This is a genomic window from Chitinophaga vietnamensis (assembly GCF_902167635.1).
In the GTDB taxonomy this organism is placed as follows: Bacteria; Bacteroidota; Bacteroidia; order Chitinophagales; family Chitinophagaceae; genus Chitinophaga; species Chitinophaga vietnamensis.
In genome coordinates this window covers 879,447-903,996 of the sequence record NZ_CABHMS010000001.1, presented here as the reverse complement: position 1 = coordinate 903,996, position 24,550 = coordinate 879,447, and the positions used below count along the sequence as shown (strand labels likewise).

Here is a 24,550-nt window from a genome sequence, read left to right as displayed (position 1 = left end):
CTTATGAAACAACTTCCCTTGCTTATCATGCTGGCCTTTCTCCAACCACTTGTAGCCCAGAACAAAAGACAAACAGCCGTTTCCAGTATCAGTAAAGTAACAGTGTTCCTGCATGGCGCGCAGGTAACCCGTACTGCTAACATCACATTGATACCAGGTAATAACCAGGTGCTCATCTCCGGTATCTCTCCTGATGTGGACACGAAGAGCATACAGGTGAAAGGAGATGGTAAATTCACGCTGCTGGCGGTTTCCCATCAACCCAATATCATCCGTCAACAAACGCAGCGCGAAGAAATCACCGCGCTGGATGCGCAACGGGAAAAGCTGGAAGATAAACTGGACCGCGAGAAGAATAACGCCCAGGTATATACGCAGGAACAAACCATGCTATCCAAAAACCAGGTGATCGCCGGTACCAGCAACGGTACCAAAGCCGCCGACCTGAAAGAAGCGCTGGACCTGCAACGCAGCCGTCTCAGCGAAGTGCTCGACAAACTTTTTACTATCAACCGGAATACCAAATCACTGGAAAAAGAACTGGAACTCGTCAACAGCCAGCTGGCGGCACTCCGCAACCAGAAAGATCTTCCTACCAGCGATATCATCCTGGATATTCTCGCGAAAGAAAATACCAGCGGTAAATTCACCATCAGTTACCTCGTCCGGAATGCAGGCTGGATACCGGCTTACGACCTGCGGGTAAAAGATATTACGCAACCATTGCTGCTCACTTACAAAGCCAGCGTTTACCAGCAATGCGGGGAAGACTGGAAAAATATCAAGCTCACGCTCAGCACCGGTAATCCCGGCGAAGGCAATGTGAAGCCTTCTTTACAGCCCTGGTACCTGCGTACCTATTACTCGCTGCAAGAGTTGAACAGTGCACGTCGTAGTATTACCGATAATCATCCCGGAGAGATCGCCGGCATCGTTACGGACAATGATGGCCAGCCTCTCCCCGGTTGCTCGGTGCAACTCCAGGGACGCACTATCGGCACCATCACAGATGACAAGGGCATGTTCCGCCTGCAATCCCCCGGAGGCCCGCAGATAGTGGTTTTCAGCGCCATTGGTTTCAACAGCCGTGAAATGCCCGCCAGTACTAATATGTCAGTGAGTATGCTGCCTTCTACCAAGACATTGGAAGAAGTGGTGGTAACGGGTTATGCGGGCGACGGCTTAACCGGCCGTGCGGCGGGCATTAGCATATCGTCCGCAAAGAAAGTAAAATCCAGTACCATAATACCCGATGTAACAGAACAGTATACGCCTACTACTTTCTATTTCGATATCCCGGTACCTTATACCATTCCGCCCGATGGCAAACCCTATGCAGTCAGTGTGAAAGAGCTGGAGATCCCCGCCAGCTACCAGTATTACGCCGTTCCCAAACTGGACAAATCCGCCTTTCTCATGGCCGGCATCACCGACTGGGAGCAACTGAACCTGCTGGAAGGAGAAGCCAGCATTTACTTTGAAGATACTTATCTCGGCAAATCCGTGCTGGACCTGCAATCCGGCAAAGACACCCTGCAAATATCCCTGGGCCGCGACAAACAAGTGGTGATCAACCGCACGCTGCAAAAGGAAAACAGCAAAAAGCATTTCATGGCCAAAGATCAAACCATCACCCGCGCCTGGGAGCTCAGCGTGAAAAACAACAAGGCCGTTCCGATCAGCATCATCCTGCAAGATCAGCTTCCCATCAAAGTAAGCAGCGATATGGACGTATCCAGAACAGAATACGATGGCGCACAACTGGACGAAAACACACGCCTCCTCAGCTGGCAGCTGAATGTAGCGCCGGCACAGGAACAGAAGAAATACCTGAAGTATGCGATATCGTATCCGAAAGGAGTGCTGGTAAACGTAGAATAAACGCGAAGCTTGTCTTGCTCAGGATGATATGATTGAAAGGATTACCAGGATTTTTTTACAGGATTAATAAAGATTAAAAAAGATTTGCGGAGATCTTCGCGAAGATAGCCCTTGAAGCGCTCCAAGCGCTTCAAGGGCTGGAACCTCGTCGTGCTTCTCGCAAATCTTTTTTAATCTTTATTAATCCTGTAAAAAAATCCTGGTAATCCTTTCAATCATATAATCTTGAGATCACTCTCCTTTCTTTGGAGGGTAAGTGGCCTTGGGGACCGGCTTATTATCTTTGTTATCTTTATTTTCTTTGTTCTCTTTATTTTCTTCTTTCGGCTTGGGCGCTGTGGTGGCCGGTTCTGGCTTGTCGGCGCCAGGTGTGGCGAAGTCGCTTTCATTGCCGTTACCATAGTCGGCTTCGGTACCGTTGCCTTGATCGGTGGCTTCTGCACCGGGTTGTACGTTACTTTCGTAGTTGGAATAGTTGTCGTTGGTCATGTTGGCCGGTACCAGGAATTTATCGCTGGTGTTGATCTTGAGGGTATTGTCTGCATATACTTTCTGCATGAAATACGCCCAAATCGGAAGGCCGGTGTTAGCACCCTGTCCTACGCCGGTGGTGCTGAAATGTATGAAGTTGTTTTCGCAACCTACCCAGGCGCCTGCGAGCAGTTTAGGAGTGTAGCCCATGAACCAGCCGTCCGTGTTATCGTTGGTGGTGCCTGTTTTACCGGCTACCTCGCCTTGTATCTTGTAAGTACTGCGGAGCCTTGCGCCGGTACCGCCGGGAGCTACTACGCCTTCCATCATTTTCACCATGGTGTAGGCTTCTTTCTCGCCGATCACTTCACGTTTCACCGGTGCAAATGTTTCAAGGATGTTACCGTTCCTGTCTTCAATGCGGGTGATGTATATCGGTTTAGTGTTGATACCTCTGGCCGGGAACATCGTATAGGCTTGCATCATCTCGTATAATGATATTTCGGCAGAACCCAGCGCAATGGAAGGATAGGGTGGAATATCGCTCGTGAAGCCGATCTTGTTCTTGGCGAAATCAGCAAACGCTTTAGCGCCGATCATCTTGATGAGATAGGCCGACACCAGGTTAAGCGATTTTGCCAATGCGCCCGCCATTGTGATAGAGCCGCCAGTACCGCCTTCAGAGTTATGTGGTGTCCATCCGTCGATGGTGATAGGTTCGTTAGGCAGTATGCTGTTAGGCGTGAGCGAAGTGTTCATGATGGCAAAGCAGTACAGGAACGGTTTGAAGGTAGAACCAACCTGGCGGCGGGTTTTAGCCACGTGATCATTTTTGAAATAACGGAAATCAGGACCGCCCACCCATGCTTTCACTTCACCGCTTTCAGGATCCATTGCCATGAAGCCTGCCTGCAAGATCGTACGCATGTATTTGATGGAGTCCATCGGTGTCATCACGGTATCGATCTCGTTGAGATCCGGTTCTGTAAAACTTCTCCACGCAAACACCTTCATTTTCGTTGGCGTGTTAAAAGCGCGGGTGATGGTAGAATCATCTGCCTCATCATCTTTCATCATCTTATAACGGTCAGATTCTTTCATGTACTGATCGAGGAACTGTCCCCATTTCTTCCACACGCTGCCGGTTTTGACGTTGTTTTGTGCAGATAGAGATTTCTGTAAAGTCTGTAGATGATGCATCACCGCTTCTTCCGCATACAGCTGCATGCGCGGGTTGATGGTAGTATATATCTTCAGGCCGTCGCGATACAAGTTGTATTCGGTGCCATCTGCTTTCTTATGGTTCTTGCACCATGATTTGAGCTCATCACGCAGCACTTCACGGAAGTAAGGCGCGAGACCTTTGTTATGGTCAATCTTGTTATAGTGCAGTACGATTGGTTTGCTTTTGGCTGCTGCGGCTTCTGCCGGCGTGATGAATTTGGAATCCACCATGTTATCGATCACCGTGTTGCGGCGTTGCAGCGCCATCTGCGGGTTACGGCGGGGATTGTACAAGGTGTTGCCTTTCAGCATCCCCACCAGGATGGCCGCTTCTTCTATAGAGAGGTGGCCGGCATCTTTACTGAAAAAGGTGCGGGCGCCGTTTTCGATACCATATACGTTATCACCGAAAGCAACGGTGTTGAGGTACAGTGTCAGTATTTCCTGTTTGGTGAAATTGCGTTCCAGTTTCACGGCGATGATCCATTCCTGCAACTTCTGAAACGCACGGCTCACGGGGTTGCTGGCGCGTTGCTTTCCCTGCGCATCGCTCTGAAGGTTAAGGGCCAGCTGTTGGGTGATGGTACTGGAACCACGTTTTTTACCAATGAGTAAGTAGAAGGGAATGGCCAACGTACCTTTCGCATCGATACCGGAGTTCTCATAAAAACGGCTTTCTTCTGTGGCAATCAAGGCATTGATCACATTTTTGGAGATCTCATTGTAGTCGCTGCTGGAACGGTCTACCTGGTAATATTTACCGAGGATAGTACCATCATCGGCGATCACTTCGGAAGCCAGCGCTGCGCGCGGGTTTTCCAGCTCTTCCATGGAAGGCATGCTGCCGATCACACGGAAGTTGATAAGTAAAATGATCAAAATAAAGAGTGCTAATAGTCCAAACGCCACTCGCCACAATATTTTCACCGATTTTTTCATGCGTATACAATTTGTTTTAAGGGCTCCGCAGCCACTATGTTGACCTACAAAGCTAATAGAATTTTTGAATTTGAAAATTTATGGATTTGTGAATTTGGCATTCTGTTAACATCCCTCCAATCAAAAAATCCGAAAATCAAAAAATCCCAAAATATTTATTGTGTTATATAATTATCCTGGAAAAACTTGCGGTAGCCTGCGAGGTCTTTCGTGCTGTTGAGCAGGATGAAATTATCCCGGGAGATCACAAAAAAGGAATACTCTGTTGGCCGTATCTTCGGAATGATATTGGCAGAAGCGGCATCGCGGATCTCGTCGAAATAAGCCAGGGCCCTGTCTTCATTAGGGAAGAGACGGAATATCAGCATGATATCGTTTGGTGTAAGTACAAAGCTGCCCACTTCAATTTTATCACCGGCATGTTTGGAAGCATTGTAACGGGTGAACTGGTTCAAACCTTCGTCCATCAGCTCTTTGGATACCCGCTGGAATGACATCACCACGAAATAAGGATTGTCTGGCGCTAACTTGTAAGGCGTCACCGGTTTTTCGGGCGCCAGGGTTTTGATCGGCGCAGGTGCAGGCCCCTCAGCCTTATTGGCGATCCGTAGTATACTATCTTTTGCTTTTGCCGTGTTTAATTTATCTGTAAATACTGGTTGCGGATTTTGCCAGGGATAGCGCATGGATATATTTTCATCCACCATGGCGCCGCCGCCGTCCGCTTTGCGCAGTTGCAGTTTGGCGAGATAATCAGATAATTCTGCGCGGTGATTGAGCGCATCCATCAGGGCTTGCGCCTGACCGCGCACTGCTTCATCATTCGCATATTTGTTCAGCACATACTGCACCGCCTTTTTAGACAGCTGCGCGGTATCGGTAGCATAGGCCGTATCGGTTTTCACGATCACCATCGCTTCCAGCAGATCAAATTTTGGTTGCAGGAAATTGAAGCCGAAAGTGGAATCAGCCTGGCGTTTCCGGGCCAGTGCAGTAGCGTAGTCGCCATTGCGGAACGACGTATAGGCGGAATCGTAAGCCGCACTGATCGCTTTCTTTTTATCTGCATCAATATCTTTCAATCCGCCGAAACGTATGATATCAGCGAAGTTGGTGCCACCATACTGTGTGAGCACCATATCTTTATAGCGGTTCGCTTCCGCGGTATGATTCATTTTGCCATGCCATACATAGAGCGAATACAGCACTTCCGGTTTGCGCGGATGCGCTGGAAACAGCAACAGCAACGAATCATAGGTTTCGATAGCGAGTGGCGAGTTCTCAAGTTTGTCGTGGTATAATTTACCGAGATCAAACCAGGCATCCTGCACATTCTTCACGGAGGCCGCCATTTTATCGGCGGTGAGCGGCAGCCCTTGCGCCAGCCTGTCGGCGGTAATACTGTCTGGCGGCAGGTTCTGTATGGCGGATGCGGCATCCGGCGCATTGAGCATGCGCACGCCTACATTCGGATCTACGCTATTGTTATTGTTACTGACTACGCCATTCTGGCTGCGGCGCCAGTTATCCGCGAGCTGGCGGTTGCCCCAACGGCGTTTAAATTCAGAGTAGCCGGATGATTTGCTCGAAGGATTATAAAAGTACCAATCGCCTTTTTCTGCTTTCGGTCCATAGCCGTTATTTACGCCGTTATCAAAGCCGAAGCCGGGATTATCCAGTGGGTTAGCGGCATTCAGGGCGTCCTGTTTCTTTTTCTCTTCTGCATTCTTTTTAATGGTGGCGGCCATTTTCGCCAGTGCGATGTTTCGGTCTGATTCCGGCATGGCGGCGAGGCGTTGCAGACTGTCTTCCCGCTGTATCAGCGCCACTTTCGCGGCTACCTCGGTGAGCACTTCCTTGCGGGTGTTCACCAGTTTTGCATCGGCGAAGTCGGTGGTCATTACGCCGGCGGTGCTGTCATAATATTTTTTGGCGTCGAGATATTTACGTTGCTCGTAGTAGATATCTGCGATCCCTTTATAGGTGAGCGCCCGCTGTACGAGGTTGGTGCTGGGCACTTTGAGAGATTTCTGTAGATAGTTCAGCGCCGCATCCGGATCTTTCGGATAAGACAGCATGCCCATGTTGTACAGGATACCGTCGCGGAAAGATTCGAACTTTTCTTTCCGGAGCATGTGTTGCAGGCCGGCGATGCTTTCCTGCACGTTGCCGCCTTCGCGGGTAGCGTTGAGGCGCGCAATCTGTACCCTTGCCTGGAAATCCATCATGGGATCGGGTTTCTCGCTGATCACTTCTTTAAACTGCGCGATGGCAGAATCGGGATGATGTTGCTGTGCGTACAGCTGGCCTAATATAAACAACATCCTGGTGCGGGATACGCGGTCATGGCTCTCGTCGATCGCAAGCTGCAGCGGAGCGATGGTTTCAGGGTATCGGCCTTGTACGTAGTTGCTGTAGGCCCTTACTTCGGCGAGACCGCCTTCCAGGCGTTTCGGGAAATTGGGGTCAGTGTTCAAGAGGTTGAGCAAAGCCTGTACTTCGTCGTACTCTTTCATTTCCAACAGCGTTTTAGCGCGCCAGAGGAAAGCGTCGTTACGGGCATAGGTGTGTTTGAAACGGCCGAGGAATCCTTTTCTTTTTTCTTTGGAAGAGATGGAGATCTGGTCGTTTTCGTTAGCGCCCACCACTGTTTTGTACTCAGACTTCTTCCTGGGTGCAAAGGTGAGGTTGATGTATTGGAATGTTTTATTAGCATTGTCAAGGTCGCCTTCATAGAAGTAGGCGCGGCCCATGAGCAGGAAACAATCGTCGATCCATTTGCCGCGCGGGTCGTGCAGCTGAATGGCCATGTTGGTCTTTTCTATCACGGAGTCGAGCTCACTTTTGCTATATCCCTGGCTTTGTAGCGACAGCGGGTAGAAGGGTAATAATACGTTGTAATTATCCTGCCCCTGGCGGTTGGCTGTTCTCAGAACGGTGTTCAGCTTTGTTTTAGCGTGAAAATAGTAATTGTAACGGGTGGCCAGGTTCTGGAAAAACTTGCGTTTGATGGTCCACTTTTTTTTCTCCAGCATCACTTCTGATGGCGGGCGGCGGTCCTGCACGCGGGTATTTTCTCTGGGCTTAAAAAGGGGCTTGGCCAGGGGCTTACCCTGGGAGTTTGACTGGGGCTGATTTACAGATTGTTGTTGCTGCACCTGGTTGCGCGGCTGATTCTGGGCCTTCACAACCGGCTTTCCCACCCACAACAAAATTATTAACAGAACAAAGTGTTTATGTAGCGATTTGTAAAAGTTCATGGATGCCAGGGTGTATAGGCTAAATATATATAACTTATAGATTGAAAAAATATTTTAAAGATAGGATAAAATAGTTGATGGTTGATGACCGTGTAGGATGGCTCCAGCGCTGGTTTTGACGAAGCTATTATTATCCTGATATAAAAATATCATTTAATCACCTGATAATCAAATAAAAAATTCCCCCGCAAACAATTAACCGATAAACAGGTTAGCAAATAAAGCAATTATCATTAACTTTAGCCGCCTGAAAACGAAAAACTGCAATGGCCAGGAAGGGGAATAAAAACAAAAGAAAGAATCTCGAGAAGCTCAGTCATAAATACCGGCTGGTAATTATGAATGATGATACCTATGAAGAAGTTACTTCGTTTAAATTGTCGAGGATGAGTGTGTATATCGCTTTGAGTACCCTGTTCGTATTGCTGGTGGCCATTACGGTGGCTACTGTTGTGTTCACGCCTTTGCGTTATTATATCCCGGGTTATGGCGACTTGAAGCAGCGCAAAGAATTCATCCGGCTTAAAATGCGTGCCGACTCCCTCGAAACGGCCGTCAATGCCCGTGATCAGTACCTGGACAATATCAAGCAGGTGATCAATGGCGACTTTAAAGGCAAGCTCGATACTACGATGTTGAAGGTGCCGAAAGTAGACAACAGCACTTATTAATTTTGGAATTTAAGGATTTAGGGATTTTTTGATTTGCATAACGATCGCTCCTATTCGCTATAAATCAAGAAATTTATAAATATAAAAATTTAAAAATTTAAATTACATCGGTTTAAAAACTTGAAAAACCTGAAAACCTATGTTTAATAACAGTCAGAAATCCAAAGGTGACAGCAAAACGATGTTACCTACCTCCACCATCAACATTATCGGCAGTGGCACTTCTATCCAGGGTGATATTGTTTGTGAGGGCGACATCCGCATTGATGGACAGGTAAATGGCCTGGTATCAACCAAAGCAAAGATCGTCGTAGGCCCTGAAGGGGACATCACCGGCGATCTGGTTTGTCAGAGCGCTGATGTTCTCGGTAAAGTAACCGGGATCATTAAAGTGGAAGAATTATTATTCCTGAAAGGAAATGCCCTGGTAAAGGGAGATGTGTACACCGCGCATTTCGAAATGGAGCCTACTGCCAAATTCAATGGCCGTTGCTACATGGATGAACAGCCGCCGGTAGAAAGCCACAAACATGGAAAATCAGTCCTCACCGAAGCAGAACAGGCGTAATATCCTGCTCCGCTATGCGGGCCTTGCGTTTCAGATGATGGCCACATTGGGGTTAGGCGTATTTGCGGGATATAAACTCGACCAATATATCGGGTGGAGATTCCCCGTATTCCTGATCATTTTTTCTTTACTGGCTTTAGCCATACTTTTGTGGCAAATTATCAAAGACACCCGCAAGCAATGAGTGACAGATTTTTTATTCGGTTATTTGCAGTATTCGGCATTTTAAACGGACTTATCATAGTGTTCAAACCCAGGTTGCTGGAGGTCAGCGCACATTTCTACGTGCTGCTCGCCGGCAATCTGGCATTGGCATTGATTACCTTATTCTCCTACCTGATGAGCCGCAAAGGGCTTGCATCCGCCAACAACAATGCTTTCGTACGCGCCGTTTATGGATCCACGCTCAGCAAACTAATGCTGTGTCTTGTCGGCATCCTGGCGTATATACTGGCCTATCGCCCCAACGTCAGCAAAGCCACCATTTTTATCCTGATGTTCCTGTACCTGGTCTACACCGTATTTGAAACACTCAGTCTGTTCAGACTCACCAGGCTGAAAAAATAAAAAGCTGCGTGAAAAAAGAGGCGCCATTAAATGCTTTAGCGTCATATCTCCCGGAAGGCACCTTCCAGCCGGTAATGGAATTTATCACCTTCTATAAGGTACACCTCACCATTACCCGCGAAAGAAGCAGCATCCTCGGAGATTACCGTCATCCCGACGGAAGAGGAAAAGGACACCGTATCAGCATCAACGGATCGCTGAATAAATATGCTTTTCTCCTCACCCTCCTGCATGAGATCGCCCACCTCACCACTTTCAACAAATATCAAAATAGCGTCGCCTCCCACGGCAAGGAATGGAAACACGAATTTTCTTCCATCCTCCGCGGTTTCGTTGGCAACAAGCTCCTCCCACCAGATATCGAACTCGCCGTACGCCAGAGCATGGCCAATCCCGCCGCCAGCTCCTGCGCCGACGAAGACCTCATGCGCGTGCTCAAACGCTACGATCGCCAAAAAGAAAATCACTTTTTCGTAGAGCAGTTACCGTTACACCAACTCTTCAAAACCAAAGACGGCCGCATCTTCCGCAAAGGCGAAAAAATAAGAAAACGCTACCGCTGCGAAGAAGTTGCATCCAAAAAGATCTACCTCTTCAGCCCCGTGTATGAAGTAGAACTGGCCAGCGCGTAAGGATTTTCGGATTTATTGATTTACGGATTTATTGATTTAATTGAAGCGAAGATAACAACATTGCATTGTTCATCTCCGCTTCAATTAAATCAATAAATCCGAAAATCAATAAATCCGAAAATTCTTATGAGTAAATCAAACTGCTATATTCCATTGCCTTATTGATCAATTGTATCCCGAGTTGCAGGATATTGGCTTCAGCAGCGGATTGTAGCTTGGGTGCATCATCGGTGGGTTTGTGATAATCGTCGTGGCCGCCGGTGTGGAAAAACAGGACGGGCACACCGCTGATGTAGAAGTTGTGATGATCTGAAGCGCCCTTGCCGGCAGCATCGGTGAAATATTTGATGCCAGGCTGCTGCACATCCTTGAAGATGGCCGGCCATTCTTTCGCGCTGCCGTAGCCGCCAATACCAATGCCCCTTTCAGGATTGTAGCGGCCTATCATATCCATGTTGAGCATGAAATGCATTTGATCGAGCGGCAACAATGGATGCGCTGTGTAATATTTGGAGCCTTGCAAACCCAGCTCCTCACCACCGAAGGCAATGAATAGGAAATTGAATGGCTCCTTTGTGTTGTTCTGCGTGTAATAGCGCGCCAGCTCCAGCAGGCCCGCTACACCGGAGGCGTTATCGTCGGCGCCGTTGTGGATCTGGCCCACCGGGTATTTGCCATCGAACAAACCAGCCGTACCAAGATGATCATAGTGTGCGCCTATTACAATGGTGCGCGCAGCGCCATTATCAAGGAAGCCGATCACGTTGCGGCTGGGAATATTTGTGTGTGTGTTCCGGTCGAACGTGAAAGGCTGATAATAGCTGCCATTAAGGGGTTTGAGGCCCAGCTTCCGGAATTGTCTGGCTACGAAGCGGCTGGCAATGACGCCGCCTTTCTCCGCGGTACCACGGCCCTTCAGTTTGTCGGAAGCCAGATAGTTCACTATTTTTTGAATCCTGCCGGCATCAGGAATGGTATCCTGCGCCTGTGTGTGGATGTACAAACCTGCTGCACAAACCAGTAATAACAATCGTTTCATCTCGCCAAAATAGAGAAGGCTTCCCGATCGGGAAGCCTTCTGCTAAAAATTATGTTTGAATTGTTCAGATCGTATTATTTTTTGCGCTGTTGTATCTCCTGCTGACGGCGCTGCATTTCTTCCAGTTTGTCCTGCCATTTGGATTTTGAAACAGGTTTCTTCTTATTCTCCTGGATCTGTGCGTGGATCTTGTCGTGGTTGATGATAAATTTCTGTATCACCCACTGCAACAGGATACTGATCACGTTAGAGAGGAAGTAGTAGAAGGTGAGGGCCGCTGCCAATCTGTTGAAGATACCCAACAGCATGATCGGCATGATGTAAGGCATGTACTTCATCACCGGGTTGCTCTGATCGGTCATACCGCGGTTGTAGAAGGCCAGGATCAAGCTGGTGATGGTCATCAGGATGGTGAAGAGGCTCACGTGGTTACCATAGAACGGAATGTTGAAGGGCAGGTTGAGAATAGAGTCGTAAGTAGACAGATCTTTTGCCCACAGAAAACTTTCCTGACGCAGCTCGATGGAAGACGGGAAGAAGCTGTACATGGCCACGAGGATCGGCAGCTGCAGCAATGCAGGCAAACAGCCTCCCAGCGGGTTCACGCCGGCGCTCTTGAAGAGTTTCATCTGTTCTACGCCAAATGCCTGCTGATCATCGCCATATTTGGCTCTCAGCGCATCCAGCTCAGGTTTCAGCACTTTCATTTTTGCCTGTGATACATAGCTCTGATAAGTGAAAGGCGCAATGATCAGACGGATGAAGATGGTAAGCAGCAGGATAATGAGACCATAATTGTGGATAAATCCGCTGAGGAAGTTAAACACAGGGATGATGATCCATTTGTTCACATATTTCACGAAAGCAAAGATGCCGGAGCCGAGCGGAATGATTTTTTCCAGGCCGAGATCAAATGATTTCAGTGTTTTATAGTGGTTCGGGCCGTAGTAGATCTCGATCGGGAAAGAGAAATCGTTGGCGCGGTTATAAGGTATCTGGATCGTGCTGAATGCCTGACCTACGATGATACCGCTTTCAGGTACTTTGGCATTTACATCTGCGCTGTTGAAATCGCCGTTTTTGGCGATGAGCGTGGTGTTGAAGAACTGTTGTTTTACGCTGATCCATTTCAGCTTGTTGTCCAGTTTTTCGTGAGAAGTACGCTGTAATGTGAAGTAATCGTGTTTATCGTTAGCATACATGTAGTGCACCTGGTTGTTGAGGCGCTCGTTCTGCATGTCTTGCTCCTGTCTGTCGTTCTGGCTGTTCCACTGGAGGTTCAGGTAGTTTTGATTACCAGGGAGCAGGTTTTGGAATCCCACTGCATGTACGTTGTAGTCAACGATATAGCTGCCGGGTTTGAGGGAGTATACGAATTCCAGGTAGGCGCCGGGATTGGCGGTGTTGAGGCGGTAGCTGATGGCTTGTCCGCCATCTGCCAGCTGTTGCGGCTGACCGGCAGTAAAGAAGAGATCAGCGCTGTTCAATACCTTGGTAGGGTTGGCGGGCACTTCTACGGAGAGGCGGTTAAAAGAGCCATTTGCCAGCATGAGCGGGCCGCCTTCTGAAGTTTTGAATTTTTTCAGCTGTACGCTGGCGGGTTGGCCGCCTTTATTGGTAAAGGTGATTTTCACCACATCGTTTTCCAGTACAGTTGTTTGCTCGGTGCCAACGGCAGCGCCGGCAAACACGCCAAATTCCCCTGAAAGCTGCGCCTGGTGGGCGGAGTCGAGATTAGCACCTGTCAATGTCATCGTATCCGCTGGAACCGTCTTGGGTTTGTTCAGATTGGCGATGGAATCTTGCCTGGCTTTCTCTATCGTAGCATTCTGCTGTTGTTTCTGGTTGTAGAAAATGTATACCACCAGCAAAACACCCAACAGTAAAAAGCCGATAACCGAATTTCTGTCCATGAAATGCAATTAAAATTTAGGCAGCAAAGGTAAGCAGGATTTTATGATTTGAACAGGGTTTTTAGGTGAAAGCCCTGTTAATTACGATAAAAGCCCTTGAAGCGCTTGGAGCGCTTCAAGGGCTGCTGCCTTGAGCACCGGAAGTGCCCATTATATTATAAAATAAATTACTGTACAATCTTTTCTTCGGCCGCTATCACTTTCCCGTTTTTATTCTCTGCATATACTTTGGCTGCTTTGATGAACGACACAAACAAAGGTGCAGGGCTTTCCACGGTGCTCTTCAGTTCGGGATGGAACTGGGAGCCCACGAAGAAAGGATGATTGGGCAGTTCGATCATTTCAACGAGGCCGGTATCCGGGTTTTTACCGGAAGGGATCATGCCCGCTTCTTCGAACTGGGTGATATACTCGTTATTGAACTCGTAGCGGTGACGGTGTCTTTCGCTGATATGGGTAGCACCGTAGATCTCCGCTGTTTTGGAACCGGGGCGCAGCTCGCAGGCATAAGCGCCCAAACGCATGGTGCCGCCTTTCGCGGTGATCTTCTTCTGTTCTTCCATCAGGTTGATCACCGGATGTGCCGTATCGGGGTTCATTTCCACGGAATGCGCATCTTTCCAACCCAATACATTGCGGGCATATTCTACCACGCTCATCTGCATACCCAAACAAATACCGAAGAAAGGCAACGCATTTTCACGTGCATACTGGATGGCGGTGATCTTGCCTTCAATACCGCGATGACCGAAGCCTGGCGCTACCAGCAGGCCGTCGAGGTTCTTCAGTTTCTCGCATACATTTTCCGGTGTGATGTGTTCGGAGTGGATGTTCTGTACAATCACCTTGCACTCATTCAGCGAACCCGCATGGATAAAGGATTCCAGGATGGATTTATAAGCATCCTGCAATTCCACATACTTACCGATCAAACCGATGGTGACCTTGGACTTCGGATATTTCAGTTTGTCGAGGAACTCGCGCCATTTAGACAGCTCCGGTTCTTTTTCCACCGGGAGGTTGAGGCGTTTCAACACGGAAACATCCAGTTTTTCACGCATCATTTCCAACGGTACTTCGTAGATGGTGGGTACGTCGTTCGCTTCGATCACTGCATCTACCTGTACATTACAGAACAAGGCGATCTTCTTCTTGAGATCGCGGTACATCGGCTCTTCAGTACGGCAAACGATGATATCAGGATGCACGCCATATTCGCTCAGCAGGCGAACAGAGTGCTGTGTAGGCTTGGTTTTGAGCTCTTTTGCAGCGCGGAGATAAGGGATCAGCGTGAGGTGCACTACCAGGCAATCTTCTTCACCCAGTTCCCATTGCAGCTGACGAACCGCCTCGATGTAAGGCAGGGATTCGATATCGCCAACAGTACCACCCAGCTCGGTGATCACGATATCATACTTGCCATCTTTGCCCAGGAGCAGGATGCGGCGTTTGATCTCATCTGTGATATGCGGGATCACCTGTACGGTTTTACCGAGGTAAGCGCCTTCTCTTTCTTTGTTGATAACAGTTTGATAGATACGACCAGTGGTGACGTTGTTGGCCTGGGAGGTAGGCGTATTCAGGAAACGCTCATAGTGACCCAGGTCCAGATCGGTTTCGGCGCCATCTTCAGTTACATAACATTCCCCGTGTTCATAAGGGTTTAACGTGCCCGGGTCCACATTGATATATGGATCGAACTTCTGAATAGTCACTCTAAAGCCGCGTGCCTGCAATAGTTTAGCCAGCGAGGCGGCTATAATTCCTTTACCCAAAGAGGAAGTAACACCTCCCGTAACGAAGATATATTTTGCCATAAAAACTAAAATTCAGCGAAATGTACTTGACCTATAAAGGGGGAAGTGCCGGACTGCATTTGGTGTATTACCTGTCAAGTAAACTACTTCCGAAGGTCAGGCAAAGTTACACAAAATTGTTTCGCACCCAAGTTTTTTCGTTTGCCACTTTATTTGTTTATTAATTTTTCACTGCATCTATTCAGCGGCCATCACTGATCCGGCGGGCGTTTTAAAGAATTTCGAAGTGACGGAAATTATTTATTAAAAACCTTCATCGCCCGCAAACCTTTACACAATCATTGCGGCGCCATAACTATTTAAACTGTAAATTTGCGTCCGAAATACATTAAAGATGACTTTAACGCCTAAAAGAGCACAGGATTCGCTGATCCAGATGACCGAACTGGTGCTTCCCAACGACACCAACACTTTCGGTAACCTGATGGGCGGCCGCCTGATGTACTGGATGGATATCGCCGCCGCCCTGTCGTGCATGAAACATTGCAGCGCGCCCGTGGTAACGGCTTCTGTAGATAATATCTCTTTTGAAAATCCCATCAAGCTGGGTAATGTGGTACATATCGAGGCCAAAGTGAGCCGCGCCTTCAATACTTCCATGGAAGTGCACATGCGCGTGTGGGGAGAAGATCCGGTGCAACAGTACCGCTACAAATCCAACGAAGCATTCATGACCTTCGTAGCGCTCGACCCGAACGGCAACTCCCGCCCGGTGCCTGCCATTACAGTAGATACAGAAGAAGAAAAAAGATTATATGACGGCGCCCTCCGCCGTCGCCAGCTTCGCCTCATTCTCGGTGGCAAAATGAAACCAGAAGATGCAGAAGAACTGAAAGCATTATTTGCTATTTAAGGATGGGAGAATGTGAGAATGTGAGAATGTGAGAATTTAGGGATTTAGGGATTTACCAAATCAACAAATCCGTAAATCCCTAAATCCGTAAATTCTTACATTCTTACATTCTCACATTTTCACATTTTCATCTCTCTCCCTCCCATTCCTGGTAAAATCGTTGCAGGAATTGTTCCATAAACACATGTCGCTCTTCGGCCAAAGCCTTGCCGGTAGCCGTATTCATCCTGTCTTTCAGCAATAATAATTTCTCGTAGAAGTGATTGATCGTTGGTGCGGTGTTCGTTTTATATGCTTCTTTGGTGAGATGCAGATCAGGCTTGATACCCGGATCATAGATCGCCCTGTTCCTGAAGCCGCCATAGTTGAAGGCCCGCGCAATACCGATAGCGCCGATCGCATCGAGACGGTCCGCATCCTGCACCACGCCCAGTTCCGGCGAATAGAACACCCCGTCGTTATGCCCGCCCTTGAATGAAATATACCGGATGATCATCTCTACATGATGGATCACGTCGGCAGGCAACTGCAGGGAACGCATAAACGAAGTTGCCTTCGCAGGGCCGATGTTTTCATCTCCGTTATGAAATTTCGAATCAGCGATATCATGTAACAAAGCGCCCAGCTCCACTGTCAGCATATGCACCTTTTCAGTGCCTGCAATATGCCGCGCCTGCCGCCATACCCGGTAGATGTGCCACCAGTCGTGGCCTCCTTCCGCGCCGGCAAGCTCCTGTTTAACATAGGTCACCGTCGCGTCAATAATGTTTTGATCTGTCATAGCCCTAAAGATAACGACAACTTTTTTTGTACATTCAGCATATGATCACTATCAAGCGCGTATATGAACCCTACGAGGCGAGTGATGGCTACCGCATACTGGTAGACCGCCTCTGGCCGCGCGGCCTCACCAAAGAAAAGGCGCATGTGGATGAATGGCTCAAAGAGATCGCACCCAGCGATGCGCTGCGCAAATGGTTCCATCACGAAGAAAGTAACTTCGGAGAATTTAAAAAACGTTATGAAAAGGAGTTGAAAGATCATCAGGACCTTGCAGACCATATCCTCGAAAAGGCAAAGCAGGGGCGGGTTACGCTCCTGTATGGTGCAAAAGATGAAACGAACAACCAGGCGCGTGTGCTGGCCGACTGGCTCAGGAAAAAATGATCAGGCTTCTTTGTTTTCGTTTTTCACCAGCACATCGGTGAGGCTGTTCAGCTGCTTCACTTTGCTGGCAAAATCGCCTTTGAGTTTATCGCGGATAATATGCAATTTGTTCAGCACTTCATCCAGCGTATCGGGTATGGCTTCCTGTAATACCTGTTTCAGGCGTTTGGCCACAGTGGGGGATTTGCCGTTGGTGGAGATGGCAATTTTGAGGTTTCCTTTTTGTACAATAGAACCGAGGTAGAAGTCGCACAGCTCCGGTGTGTCGGCCACATTGATCAATACTTTGCTTCCCTTCGCTTTTTCCCAGATGCAATAATTCAGCTCTTTATCGTTGGTAGCGGCGATCACCAGGTCTTTGCCCAGCAGGTCGCCACAGGAGAAAGCTTTCTGCACCAGTGTTACATTGGGATATTGATGCGCCAGCGCTTCCAGTTCCGGCAGGAAACTGAGCGACACCACCGTGAGGGTGCTGTCAGCACAGTTCTGCAGGATAGCATTGGCCTTTTCCAATCCAATGTTGCCACCGCCTACCACTAGTACGTGGAGGCGGTGTAACTTGAAAAATACGGGAAACAGCTGATTATCCATTATACTGCTATTTTTAATCCTTCAGACACCCTTTGCTGCAAGGCCTGGAATGCGTCGTGAAAACGCACTACTTCGCCGATCACGATGATCGCGGGGTTATGCAGCTGGTGTTCGGCGGCGATCTGCGCCAGGTCTGCCACATGGCCTACGCCCAGTTGCTGCGTAGGCAGCGTACCATTCTGGATGATAGCCGCAGGCGTAGCGCCTTTGCCCTGTGCTTCATATATCGCGGATATCTCCGCCAGTTTACTCATTCCCATCAGTATCACTACGGTGGTATTGGCTTGTATGGCATGTTCCAGGTCGCGGGAGAGATTACCCTGCTGCGTGGTGCCGGTGATCACCCAAAACCCTTCGCTGATATGGCGTGCGGTGACAGGTATCTTGTTCATACCCGGCACCGCGATGGCGCTGCTAACGCCCGGTATCACTTCCGTAGCGATGCCGAACTGCTGGGCGAAAGACATCTCTTCCTGCCCGCGGCCGAACACAAAGGAGTCGCCTCCCTTCAAACGTACAACATTTCCGTAAGTCAATGCATACTTCACGATCATGCGGTTGATCTCATCCTGGGAGTACACGTGCATGCCGGCGCGCTTGCCCACAAAGCGGCAGAGGCAATTGGCAGGCGCATGTTCCAGCAGATCGTTATTGGCCAATGCATCATAAAGGATCACACGGGCTTGCTGTATGGCTTTCAGACCTTTCACGGTGATCAGTTCCGGATCGCCAGGACCCGCTCCCACCAGCACAAGTTTCGGTTGTATGTTGTTCATGTTCGTAGTGTTCAGATTTGAATGAATGTGATCAGGCCTGCGCTGCTGCAGCGGCGGCATTGCTTACGCGGTATACCTGTGCTGCATCGTAAAAAGATTGCGCCTGCTGGAAGTATTGTCTGGCAAAGGTTTCAGTGGGCTCGTGTTCATTGATCTGCAACACCAGCGATTTGAAATCTTTCTCAAAGGTGAATTTTCCAGTAGCTACAAAATGCTTGTCGAAATCATTGATGATACCGCTTTGTGTGTTACAGCTTACGCCTTCACCGAGCAACAGTGCTTTTGCAGCCTGTACGAAAGAAGCATATGCGTGGTAGATGGTATCTGCAAACGCGCCATTGGCCAGCGTTTCCGTGCCCCACTGCAATTTTTCTTCTGCTTCAAACAAAAGGGTGGCTACGAGGTCGATCACTACGCCTGCGCACTCACCCACACCGATGGCGGTAGCAAACTGTGTAGCCTGGCCCCAGTCAATAAAAGCATCTTCGCTGAGGTTGCTGAGATCTGCCAGTGGCTTCAGCAGTTCGTAGAAATATTTTTCACCTTTGCGGTCGTAATATTGATTGAATAATTCCTTGGCTTCGCTGTTGATCTCATAGTCGTGCAGCAGGGTGCGCAATACGTCGGGACCGCGGCGGCTGGGCACTTTGATCACTTTGTCGGCTACGCGTCCTTCGCCGTTGCCAACGATGCCGCCGCCGAGCAGCACTTGTAATGCGGGCAGTACTTTACCGCCGCTTTTCAATGAGCTGCCGTGGAAGCCGATGCTGGCAATACCGTGCTGGCCGCAGGAGTTCATACATCCGCTGATCTTGATTTTGATATCGCGGTTGTAGATGAGATCGGAAAATTCAGCGGCGATCACTTCTTCCAATGCCTGGGAGATGCCGGTGCTGCTGGAGATACCGAGGTTGCAGGTATCTGTACCGGGACATGCCGTAATATCGGCGATGCTGTCGAAGCCAGGTTCTGCAAAGCCAGCTTCTTCCAATGCACTGAACACATAGGGCAGATGCGCCGGCAGTATGTATTTCAGGAGCAGGCCCTGGTTGGCGGTTACGCGCACATCATCCGCGATCACGGGGCGCAGCGCGGCGATCAGCTGACGGCTGGCATCAGAACTGATATTACCCAGCGGCACTCTCACATAGGCTGCAAAGTATCCAGCTTGTTTCTGTTCGAAGGTGTTGGTCTTTTTCCAGGCTTCGTATTTCTTCGGATCTTTAATGGTATAAGCAGGTACGGCGCCTGTAAGCGGCGGCTGGGTAGCTTCCCAGGCGGTATGGTCTACTTTTACCAGTTTCTGTTTCACTGCTTTATATTCTTCTTTTACCAGGCGTTCAAATTCTTCCCAGCCGAGTTTCTGCACGAGGAATTTCATGCGGGCTTTGTGGCGGCTGGCTCTTTCACCGTGGCGGTCAAATACGCGCAGTACGTTTTCGATGTAAGGAATGAGGAGGTCTTCTTCCAGGAACTCGTAAGCCGTTTTGGCGAGGAAAGGCTGTGCGCCCAAACCGCCGCCCACCAATACTTTGAAGCCGCGCACGGTTTTGCCGTCCACCGTTCTTACTTTGGGTATCATACCGAAATCGTGCATGAAAGTCCAGGCGGTATCTTTATCGCTGGAGGAAAAAGCTATTTTGATCTTGCGGCCCATATCCTGGCACACCGGGTTACGCAGGAAGTAGCGGAAAGCTGCATCTGCATAAGGCGTTACGTCAAAGGGCTCTTCCGGGTCGATGCCGGCGCGGTCCGACGCGGTGATGTTACGCACCGTGTTGCCACAGGCCTCCCGGATAGTGATATCGTCCAGCTCCAGTTTGGACCACAGCTCGGGGGTTTTTTCCAGACTCACGAAATGTATCTGCACATCCTGACGGGTGGTGAGGTGGAGGTTGCCGGTAGAATATTCGTCGGAGATATCAGCGATGCGTTTCCATTGCTGTAAGGTCATTTTACCATAGGGCAATTTGATGCGCACCATCTGCACCCCTTGCTGGCGCTGGCCATACACCCCTCTCGCCAGTCGCAGGCTGCGGAATTTTTCTTCCGGGATGCTGCCTTCGCGGAACAGGCGTATTTTTTTCTCCAGCTCAATGATATCACGTGCTACGACCGGATTTTCGAGTTCTGTTCTGAAGCTTTGCATAAAAAATATTTTCTGGTGGTGGTAAAAACGGTTGATAAGGGGAATATACTGTTCACAAAAAATAAAGCCCCCGGTTGTTTCTCCGGAGACTTCGTATAAAATGACTGATTCAGATCAGCTGTACATCATCATACACGCGCCTCCCGGGTCATTGACCAACAGCAACAAGTTCCATTCATTCGTCCATTACCCATATTTCCTATAATTTTAGTAGAGTAATACAAAGATAGGCGGCGCACCTGTTATTCCAAAACTTTTTTTCATAAAAAACAGGGGGATCAATTAGAAAATCTTCAAGGAAGGAACCGGCCATTTGGGCCGCCAGTTTTGGCATGTTGCTGGATACTATTCCCGGAATCCCCTGCCATAGCAAGTTTGGGGACGCCCCTACCCGCTTGCTGCGCTATAATTGCCACCGCCGGCCATAACCATTGTTTATGCCTTATAACTATTTGTTATGGGAGAGATAAATGCAGGCCGGGCATTAAAATGGATCTTGCTATCTTTGCGGCGCAAAAAGGATGACATGATAGATACGGTAATATTTGATATGGACGGTCTGCTGGTAGATTCAGAGCCACTCTGGGGCATCGCCATGCGGGAAGTGTTCTCCACAGTAGGCGTTACGCTCTCTCCCGAACTGACCCACAAAACCACCGGCCTCCGCACCAAAGAAGTGGTGAGCTATTGGCACAACCATTTCAAATGGGACGGCAAAAGCGCCGAACAAGTAACACAGGAGATTATCGACAGCGTTACCTATAAGATCACCACCAAAGGCAGGTCTATGGAGGGTTTGCAATATATCCTCGATTATTTTAAGGCGAAGGGTTTCAAGATCGGGCTGGCCTCATCTTCTCCTATGAGCCTGATCCGCGCCGTGCTGGAGCATCTCGGGATCAGCGACTATTTCCAGGCGGTATATTCTGCTGAATTTGAATCTTACGGAAAGCCGCACCCGGCGGTATACCTCGCCTGCGCCCAGGCCTTGGGCAGCGACCCGCTCCACTGCATTGCGTTTGAAGATTCCGTTACCGGCATGATAGCCGCTAAAGCTGCCCGCATGAAAACGGTAGTGGTGCCTGAACCGCACAACCGTCAGGATATGCGCTATGCCCTCGCCGATGTAAAGCTGGATTCTCTGCTTCAATTCAACGATGATACGCTGCAACGATTAATTTAACGAATGCCCGAATATAAAAAGCCCTCCCCTGCCGCAAGTCAGGGAGGGCTTTTTTGTATCTTGATGGCAAATTTTCACATCCCCATGCAGATCATCGATCTATCCAAAACCATTACTTACAACAAACAGGATCCCTGGTTTATGCGCATCAAGATCAAACACAAGGCGCATAAAAAAAGCAAATTACTGATCCGTTATTTTTTAGGACTGCCGGCAAAGCTCTTCCCGCGCGGGTTTGAGGGCTGGGCCGACGACCGCATTGTGAGCATGGGCGTACATGCCGCCACTCACATCGATGCCCCCTGGCATTACAGCCCTACTGTGAATGGCGCGCCTGCCAAAACCATCGACGAGGTGCCGCTGGACTGGTGCTATGGTCGCGGTGTGGTGATCAACATGACGCACAAAGCTGATTTTGAGGAGATAACGGTAACGGATATACGCCAGGACCTGGAAAAGACCGGCGCTGTGATCACACCCGGCACGATTGTGCTGATCCACACCGGCCGCGATCAGTATATCGGCACCAAAGAATACCCTATGCGCGGCACAGGCATGAGTGCTGACGCCACCCGCTGGCTCATCGACCAAGGCGTGAAAGTGATCGGCATCGATCAGTGGGGTTTTGATCTGCCATTAAAATATATGGCGCAGCAGGCCAAAGCAAGGGGCCAAGCCGATTATTTCTGGCAGGCGCACCTCGTAGGCCAGGAGAAAGAATATTGCCATATGGAACAGCTGGTAAACCTTGGCGCATTGCCGCCTTCCGGCTTCAAGGTAGCTGTATTTCCTCTGAAGATAAAAGGCGCCAGCGCCGCCCCGGCGCGCGTGGTAGCGATTATAGAATAGATCAGTCGTAAAATAAAAAAGCCCTCACGCTAAGCGTGAGGGCTTTTCATTCATATCAAAAACAGTTCTTACTGTGCGCTTTTTTCTTCGCCGCCTTCAGACTGTTTCAGTTTTTCTCTCAGTTCAGCCAGTGCACCCAGATCACCTAAAGTAGCTTTTTCTACTTTGCCCTGGATGTTTTTCACCGCTTTACGGGTTTTGTCAGCTTCTTCTCTTTTCTCTTTCACGATAGCTTGCTTCTCTTCCGCCTGTGCTTTTTCCCAAACTCTGGTATGAGAAACCAGGATACGTTTTTCGCTGCGATCGAATTCGATGATCATGAATTCTTTCACGTCTTCAACGTTGATTGGTTTTTCATCTTCAGTTCTCAGGTGACGTGCAGGAGCGTATGCTTCCAGACCGTATTGCAGTTGAACAGTGGCGCCTTTCTCATCTTTCTTCACAACTGTACCTTCGTGGATAGAGTTGATCGGGAAGATTGTTTCGAAAGTGTTCCAAGGATCTTCTTCGATCTGTTTGTGGCCGAGGCTCAGTTTGCGGTTTTCTTTGTCAATACCCAGGATCACTACGTCGATTTCGTTACCAACTTTAGTGTATTCAGATGGGTGGTTGAAACGTTTGATCCAGCTCAGGTCAGAGATGTGGATCATACCGCCGATACCTGTTTCCAGTTCAACGAACACGCCATAAGGAGTGATGTTTTTCACGATACCTTTGTGACGGCTGTCAACAGGGAATTTAGTTTCGATAGTAGCCCATGGATCTTCTGTCAGTTGTTTGATAGACAGAGACATTTTGCGCTCTTCTTTGCTCAGGGTCACTACCACTGCTTCGTATTCTTCGCCTAATTTGAAGAATTCTTTAGCGTTGATAGGAGTAGAAGCCCAGGAGATCTCGGAAACGTGTACCAGGCCTTCTACGCCAGGCATGATTTCCAGGAATGCGCCGTAGTCTTCGATGTTTACTACTTTACCTTTTACTTTAGCACCTTCAGTGATGGTAGCTGGTAAAGTATCCCAAGGATGAGGCGTCAGTTGTTTGTAGCCCAGGCTTATGCGGCGTTTTTCGTCGTCAAAGTCAAGCACAACAACGTTGATTTTCTGATCCATCTGCAGCACTTCGCTCGGATGGGAGATACGGCCCCAGCTGATATCGGTGATATACAGCAGACCGTCCAGACCACCCAGGTCGATGAACGCACCGAAGTCGGTGATATTCTTGATAGTACCTTCCAGCACCTGGCCTTTTTCCAGTTTGCTGATGATGTCCACTCTCTGTTGTTCGATATCGCTTTCGATCAGCGCTTTGTGAGAAACTACGGCGTTGCGGATGGTTTCGTTTACTTTCACCACTTTGAACTCCATAGTTTTGCCAACGAACTGGTCGTAGTCGGTAACAGGTTTTACGTCGATCTGTGAACCAGGCAGGAATGTTTCCATACCGTAAACGTCCACGATCAGGCCGCCTTTGGTTTTGCTGGTAACAGTACCGGTAACCACTTCGCCTGTTTTGTATACTTCCACGATTTTTTCCCAGGCACGTTTCTGGCGAGCCTGTTTACGGCTCAGGTGCAGGTTACCATCGCGGTCTTCTTTTTCCACTACCAGTACTTCTACTTCGTCACCGATTTTCAGACCTGGTAAATCGCGGAATTCGTTCAGGGAGATCAAACCATCAGATTTGAAACCGATGTTGATCACCACATCTGTGTTAGTCAGACCTACTACAGTACCAGTCAGCAGGCTGTTCTCTTCGAACACTTTGAAGGTACCTTCGTAAGTAGCGTCGTACTTTTCTTTTTCTTCTTTGCTGTAAGAAGAAACATTACGTTTGTCTACGCTCCAATCGAAATCGTCGTGAGCAGTAGCAACAGGAACATTTTTTGTCGCAGTTTCTACAGCAGCCGTAGCCGGAGTAGCCTGTTGTTCAGCGTTTTGTGTGTTAGGAATGTTGTTTTCGCTCATAATATAAATTTGAAAATTAACCCGGGATATCCGGAT

20 protein-coding genes are annotated in these 24,550 nt (G+C 48.9%); 10 read left to right on the top strand and 10 right to left on the bottom strand.

Features of this window, described 5'->3' with window-relative positions:
• Positions 1–3 precede the first annotated feature (3 nt).
• On the top strand, positions 4–1,881 hold the full coding sequence (locus FPG75_RS03725) for a DUF4139 domain-containing protein (RefSeq protein ID WP_161596653.1): 1,878 nt from the start codon (positions 4–6) through the stop codon (positions 1,879–1,881).
• Between the two features lie 231 nt (positions 1,882–2,112).
• On the opposite strand, the gene FPG75_RS03720 is transcribed toward FPG75_RS03725, so the two are convergent.
• Together FPG75_RS03720 and porW are read right to left on the bottom strand one after the other, a co-directional pair.
• Positions 2,113–4,455, bottom strand: coding sequence for a penicillin-binding protein 1A (locus FPG75_RS03720; RefSeq protein WP_236652717.1), 2,343 nt, complete (start codon positions 4,453–4,455; stop codon positions 2,113–2,115).
• 215 nt (positions 4,456–4,670) lie between these two features.
• Positions 4,671–7,718: a type IX secretion system periplasmic lipoprotein PorW/SprE gene (gene porW, locus FPG75_RS03715; RefSeq protein WP_143305205.1), complete on the bottom strand. Its 3,048-nt coding sequence runs from the start codon at positions 7,716–7,718 to the stop codon at positions 4,671–4,673.
• 323 nt (positions 7,719–8,041) lie between these two features.
• Here porW and FPG75_RS03710 point away from each other — a divergent pair, with 323 nt between their 5' ends.
• The 5 genes from FPG75_RS03710 to FPG75_RS03690 all read left to right on the top strand — a co-directional run bounded on the left by FPG75_RS03710 (position 8,042) and on the right by FPG75_RS03690 (position 10,213).
• Entirely contained in the window at positions 8,042–8,446 is a 405-nt protein-coding gene (locus FPG75_RS03710) for a hypothetical protein (RefSeq protein ID WP_143305204.1), read from the top strand.
• A 139-nt stretch (positions 8,447–8,585) separates the two neighbouring features.
• Positions 8,586–9,014 carry a bactofilin family protein gene (locus tag FPG75_RS03705; RefSeq protein ID WP_143305203.1) on the top strand — a complete coding sequence of 143 codons (429 nt, stop codon included), beginning with the start codon at positions 8,586–8,588 and terminating at the stop codon, positions 9,012–9,014.
• A complete protein-coding gene (locus tag FPG75_RS03700; protein ID WP_143305202.1) occupies positions 8,977–9,198 on the top strand; it encodes an AtpZ/AtpI family protein in 222 nt (73 codons plus the stop codon). Before FPG75_RS03705 ends, FPG75_RS03700 begins: the two co-directional genes overlap by 38 nt.
• 59 nt (positions 9,199–9,257) lie before the next feature.
• On the top strand, positions 9,258–9,581 hold the full coding sequence (locus FPG75_RS03695) for a hypothetical protein (RefSeq protein WP_143305201.1): 324 nt from the start codon (positions 9,258–9,260) through the stop codon (positions 9,579–9,581).
• Between the two features lie 8 nt (positions 9,582–9,589).
• Positions 9,590–10,213 carry a SprT-like domain-containing protein gene (locus tag FPG75_RS03690; protein WP_143305200.1) on the top strand — a complete coding sequence of 208 codons (624 nt, stop codon included), beginning with the start codon at positions 9,590–9,592 and terminating at the stop codon, positions 10,211–10,213.
• Positions 10,214–10,337: 124 nt separating this feature from the next.
• Here the strand turns inward: FPG75_RS03690 and FPG75_RS03685 are convergent, their stop codons facing one another.
• The 3 genes from FPG75_RS03685 to FPG75_RS03675 all read right to left on the bottom strand — a co-directional run bounded on the left by FPG75_RS03685 (position 10,338) and on the right by FPG75_RS03675 (position 14,982).
• Positions 10,338–11,252: a M20/M25/M40 family metallo-hydrolase gene (locus FPG75_RS03685; protein WP_143305199.1), complete on the bottom strand. Its 915-nt coding sequence runs from the start codon at positions 11,250–11,252 to the stop codon at positions 10,338–10,340.
• A 74-nt stretch (positions 11,253–11,326) separates the two neighbouring features.
• Complete coding sequence (gene yidC, locus FPG75_RS03680) at positions 11,327–13,165, bottom strand: membrane protein insertase YidC (protein WP_143305198.1); 1,839 nt, start codon at positions 13,163–13,165, stop codon at positions 11,327–11,329.
• Between the two features lie 167 nt (positions 13,166–13,332).
• The gene (locus FPG75_RS03675; protein ID WP_143305197.1) at positions 13,333–14,982 is read right to left on the bottom strand and encodes a CTP synthase; all 1,650 of its coding nucleotides are present in this window, start codon (positions 14,980–14,982) and stop codon (positions 13,333–13,335) included.
• Between the two features lie 334 nt (positions 14,983–15,316).
• On the opposite strand from FPG75_RS03675, the gene FPG75_RS03670 reads away from it, so the two are divergent.
• The gene (locus tag FPG75_RS03670; protein ID WP_143305196.1) at positions 15,317–15,835 is read left to right on the top strand and encodes an acyl-CoA thioesterase; all 519 of its coding nucleotides are present in this window, start codon (positions 15,317–15,319) and stop codon (positions 15,833–15,835) included.
• 127 nt (positions 15,836–15,962) lie between these two features.
• Here FPG75_RS03670 and FPG75_RS03665 read toward each other — a convergent pair whose 3' ends face one another.
• A complete protein-coding gene (locus FPG75_RS03665) occupies positions 15,963–16,616 on the bottom strand; it encodes an HD domain-containing protein (protein ID WP_143305195.1) in 654 nt (217 codons plus the stop codon).
• 41 nt (positions 16,617–16,657) lie between these two features.
• Here FPG75_RS03665 and FPG75_RS03660 point away from each other — a divergent pair, with 41 nt between their 5' ends.
• Complete coding sequence (locus FPG75_RS03660) at positions 16,658–17,002, top strand: DUF488 domain-containing protein (protein WP_143305194.1); 345 nt, start codon at positions 16,658–16,660, stop codon at positions 17,000–17,002.
• Here the strand turns inward: FPG75_RS03660 and FPG75_RS03655 are convergent, their stop codons facing one another.
• Genes FPG75_RS03655 through FPG75_RS03645 form a run of 3 tightly spaced genes read right to left on the bottom strand, consistent with a single transcriptional unit; the run spans position 17,003 to position 20,518 of the window.
• Positions 17,003–17,593 (bottom strand): precorrin-2 dehydrogenase/sirohydrochlorin ferrochelatase family protein, encoded by a 591-nt coding sequence (locus FPG75_RS03655; protein WP_236652716.1) that lies wholly within the window; start codon positions 17,591–17,593, stop codon positions 17,003–17,005.
• Positions 17,593–18,369, bottom strand: coding sequence for a uroporphyrinogen-III C-methyltransferase (gene cobA / locus FPG75_RS03650; protein ID WP_143305192.1), 777 nt, complete (start codon positions 18,367–18,369; stop codon positions 17,593–17,595). Before cobA ends, FPG75_RS03655 begins: the two co-directional genes overlap by 1 nt.
• A gap of 31 nt (positions 18,370–18,400) precedes the next feature.
• Entirely contained in the window at positions 18,401–20,518 is a 2,118-nt protein-coding gene (locus FPG75_RS03645) for a HEPN domain-containing protein (protein ID WP_143305191.1), read from the bottom strand.
• A gap of 526 nt (positions 20,519–21,044) precedes the next feature.
• On the opposite strand from FPG75_RS03645, the gene hxpB reads away from it, so the two are divergent.
• Both hxpB and FPG75_RS03635 read left to right on the top strand, forming a co-directional pair.
• A complete protein-coding gene (gene hxpB, locus FPG75_RS03640; RefSeq protein ID WP_143305190.1) occupies positions 21,045–21,701 on the top strand; it encodes a hexitol phosphatase HxpB in 657 nt (218 codons plus the stop codon).
• Between the two features lie 84 nt (positions 21,702–21,785).
• Positions 21,786–22,550: a cyclase family protein gene (locus FPG75_RS03635; RefSeq protein ID WP_143305189.1), complete on the top strand. Its 765-nt coding sequence runs from the start codon at positions 21,786–21,788 to the stop codon at positions 22,548–22,550.
• A gap of 68 nt (positions 22,551–22,618) precedes the next feature.
• Here FPG75_RS03635 and rpsA read toward each other — a convergent pair whose 3' ends face one another.
• Positions 22,619–24,514, bottom strand: coding sequence for a 30S ribosomal protein S1 (gene rpsA / locus FPG75_RS03630; RefSeq protein WP_143305188.1), 1,896 nt, complete (start codon positions 24,512–24,514; stop codon positions 22,619–22,621).
• Positions 24,515–24,550: the final 36 nt, after the last annotated feature.

Coding starts and splice junctions, on each gene's coding strand:
- FPG75_RS03725 (WP_161596653.1), top strand. CDS start 4: ATGAAACAACTTCCCTTGCTTATCATGCTGGCCTTTCTCCAACCACTT.
- FPG75_RS03710 (WP_143305204.1), top strand. CDS start 8,042: ATGGCCAGGAAGGGGAATAAAAACAAAAGAAAGAATCTCGAGAAGCTC.
- FPG75_RS03705 (WP_143305203.1), top strand. CDS start 8,586: ATGTTTAATAACAGTCAGAAATCCAAAGGTGACAGCAAAACGATGTTA.
- FPG75_RS03700 (WP_143305202.1), top strand. CDS start 8,977: ATGGAAAATCAGTCCTCACCGAAGCAGAACAGGCGTAATATCCTGCTC.
- FPG75_RS03685 (WP_143305199.1), bottom strand. CDS start 11,252: ATGAAACGATTGTTATTACTGGTTTGTGCAGCAGGTTTGTACATCCAC.
- yidC (WP_143305198.1), bottom strand. CDS start 13,165: ATGGACAGAAATTCGGTTATCGGCTTTTTACTGTTGGGTGTTTTGCTG.
- FPG75_RS03675 (WP_143305197.1), bottom strand. CDS start 14,982: ATGGCAAAATATATCTTCGTTACGGGAGGTGTTACTTCCTCTTTGGGT.
- FPG75_RS03670 (WP_143305196.1), top strand. CDS start 15,317: ATGACTTTAACGCCTAAAAGAGCACAGGATTCGCTGATCCAGATGACC.
- FPG75_RS03665 (WP_143305195.1), bottom strand. CDS start 16,616: ATGACAGATCAAAACATTATTGACGCGACGGTGACCTATGTTAAACAG.
- FPG75_RS03660 (WP_143305194.1), top strand. CDS start 16,658: ATGATCACTATCAAGCGCGTATATGAACCCTACGAGGCGAGTGATGGC.
- FPG75_RS03655 (WP_236652716.1), bottom strand. CDS start 17,593: ATGGATAATCAGCTGTTTCCCGTATTTTTCAAGTTACACCGCCTCCAC.
- cobA (WP_143305192.1), bottom strand. CDS start 18,369: ATGAACAACATACAACCGAAACTTGTGCTGGTGGGAGCGGGTCCTGGC.
- FPG75_RS03645 (WP_143305191.1), bottom strand. CDS start 20,518: ATGCAAAGCTTCAGAACAGAACTCGAAAATCCGGTCGTAGCACGTGAT.
- hxpB (WP_143305190.1), top strand. CDS start 21,045: ATGATAGATACGGTAATATTTGATATGGACGGTCTGCTGGTAGATTCA.
- FPG75_RS03635 (WP_143305189.1), top strand. CDS start 21,786: ATGCAGATCATCGATCTATCCAAAACCATTACTTACAACAAACAGGAT.
- rpsA (WP_143305188.1), bottom strand. CDS start 24,514: ATGAGCGAAAACAACATTCCTAACACACAAAACGCTGAACAACAGGCT.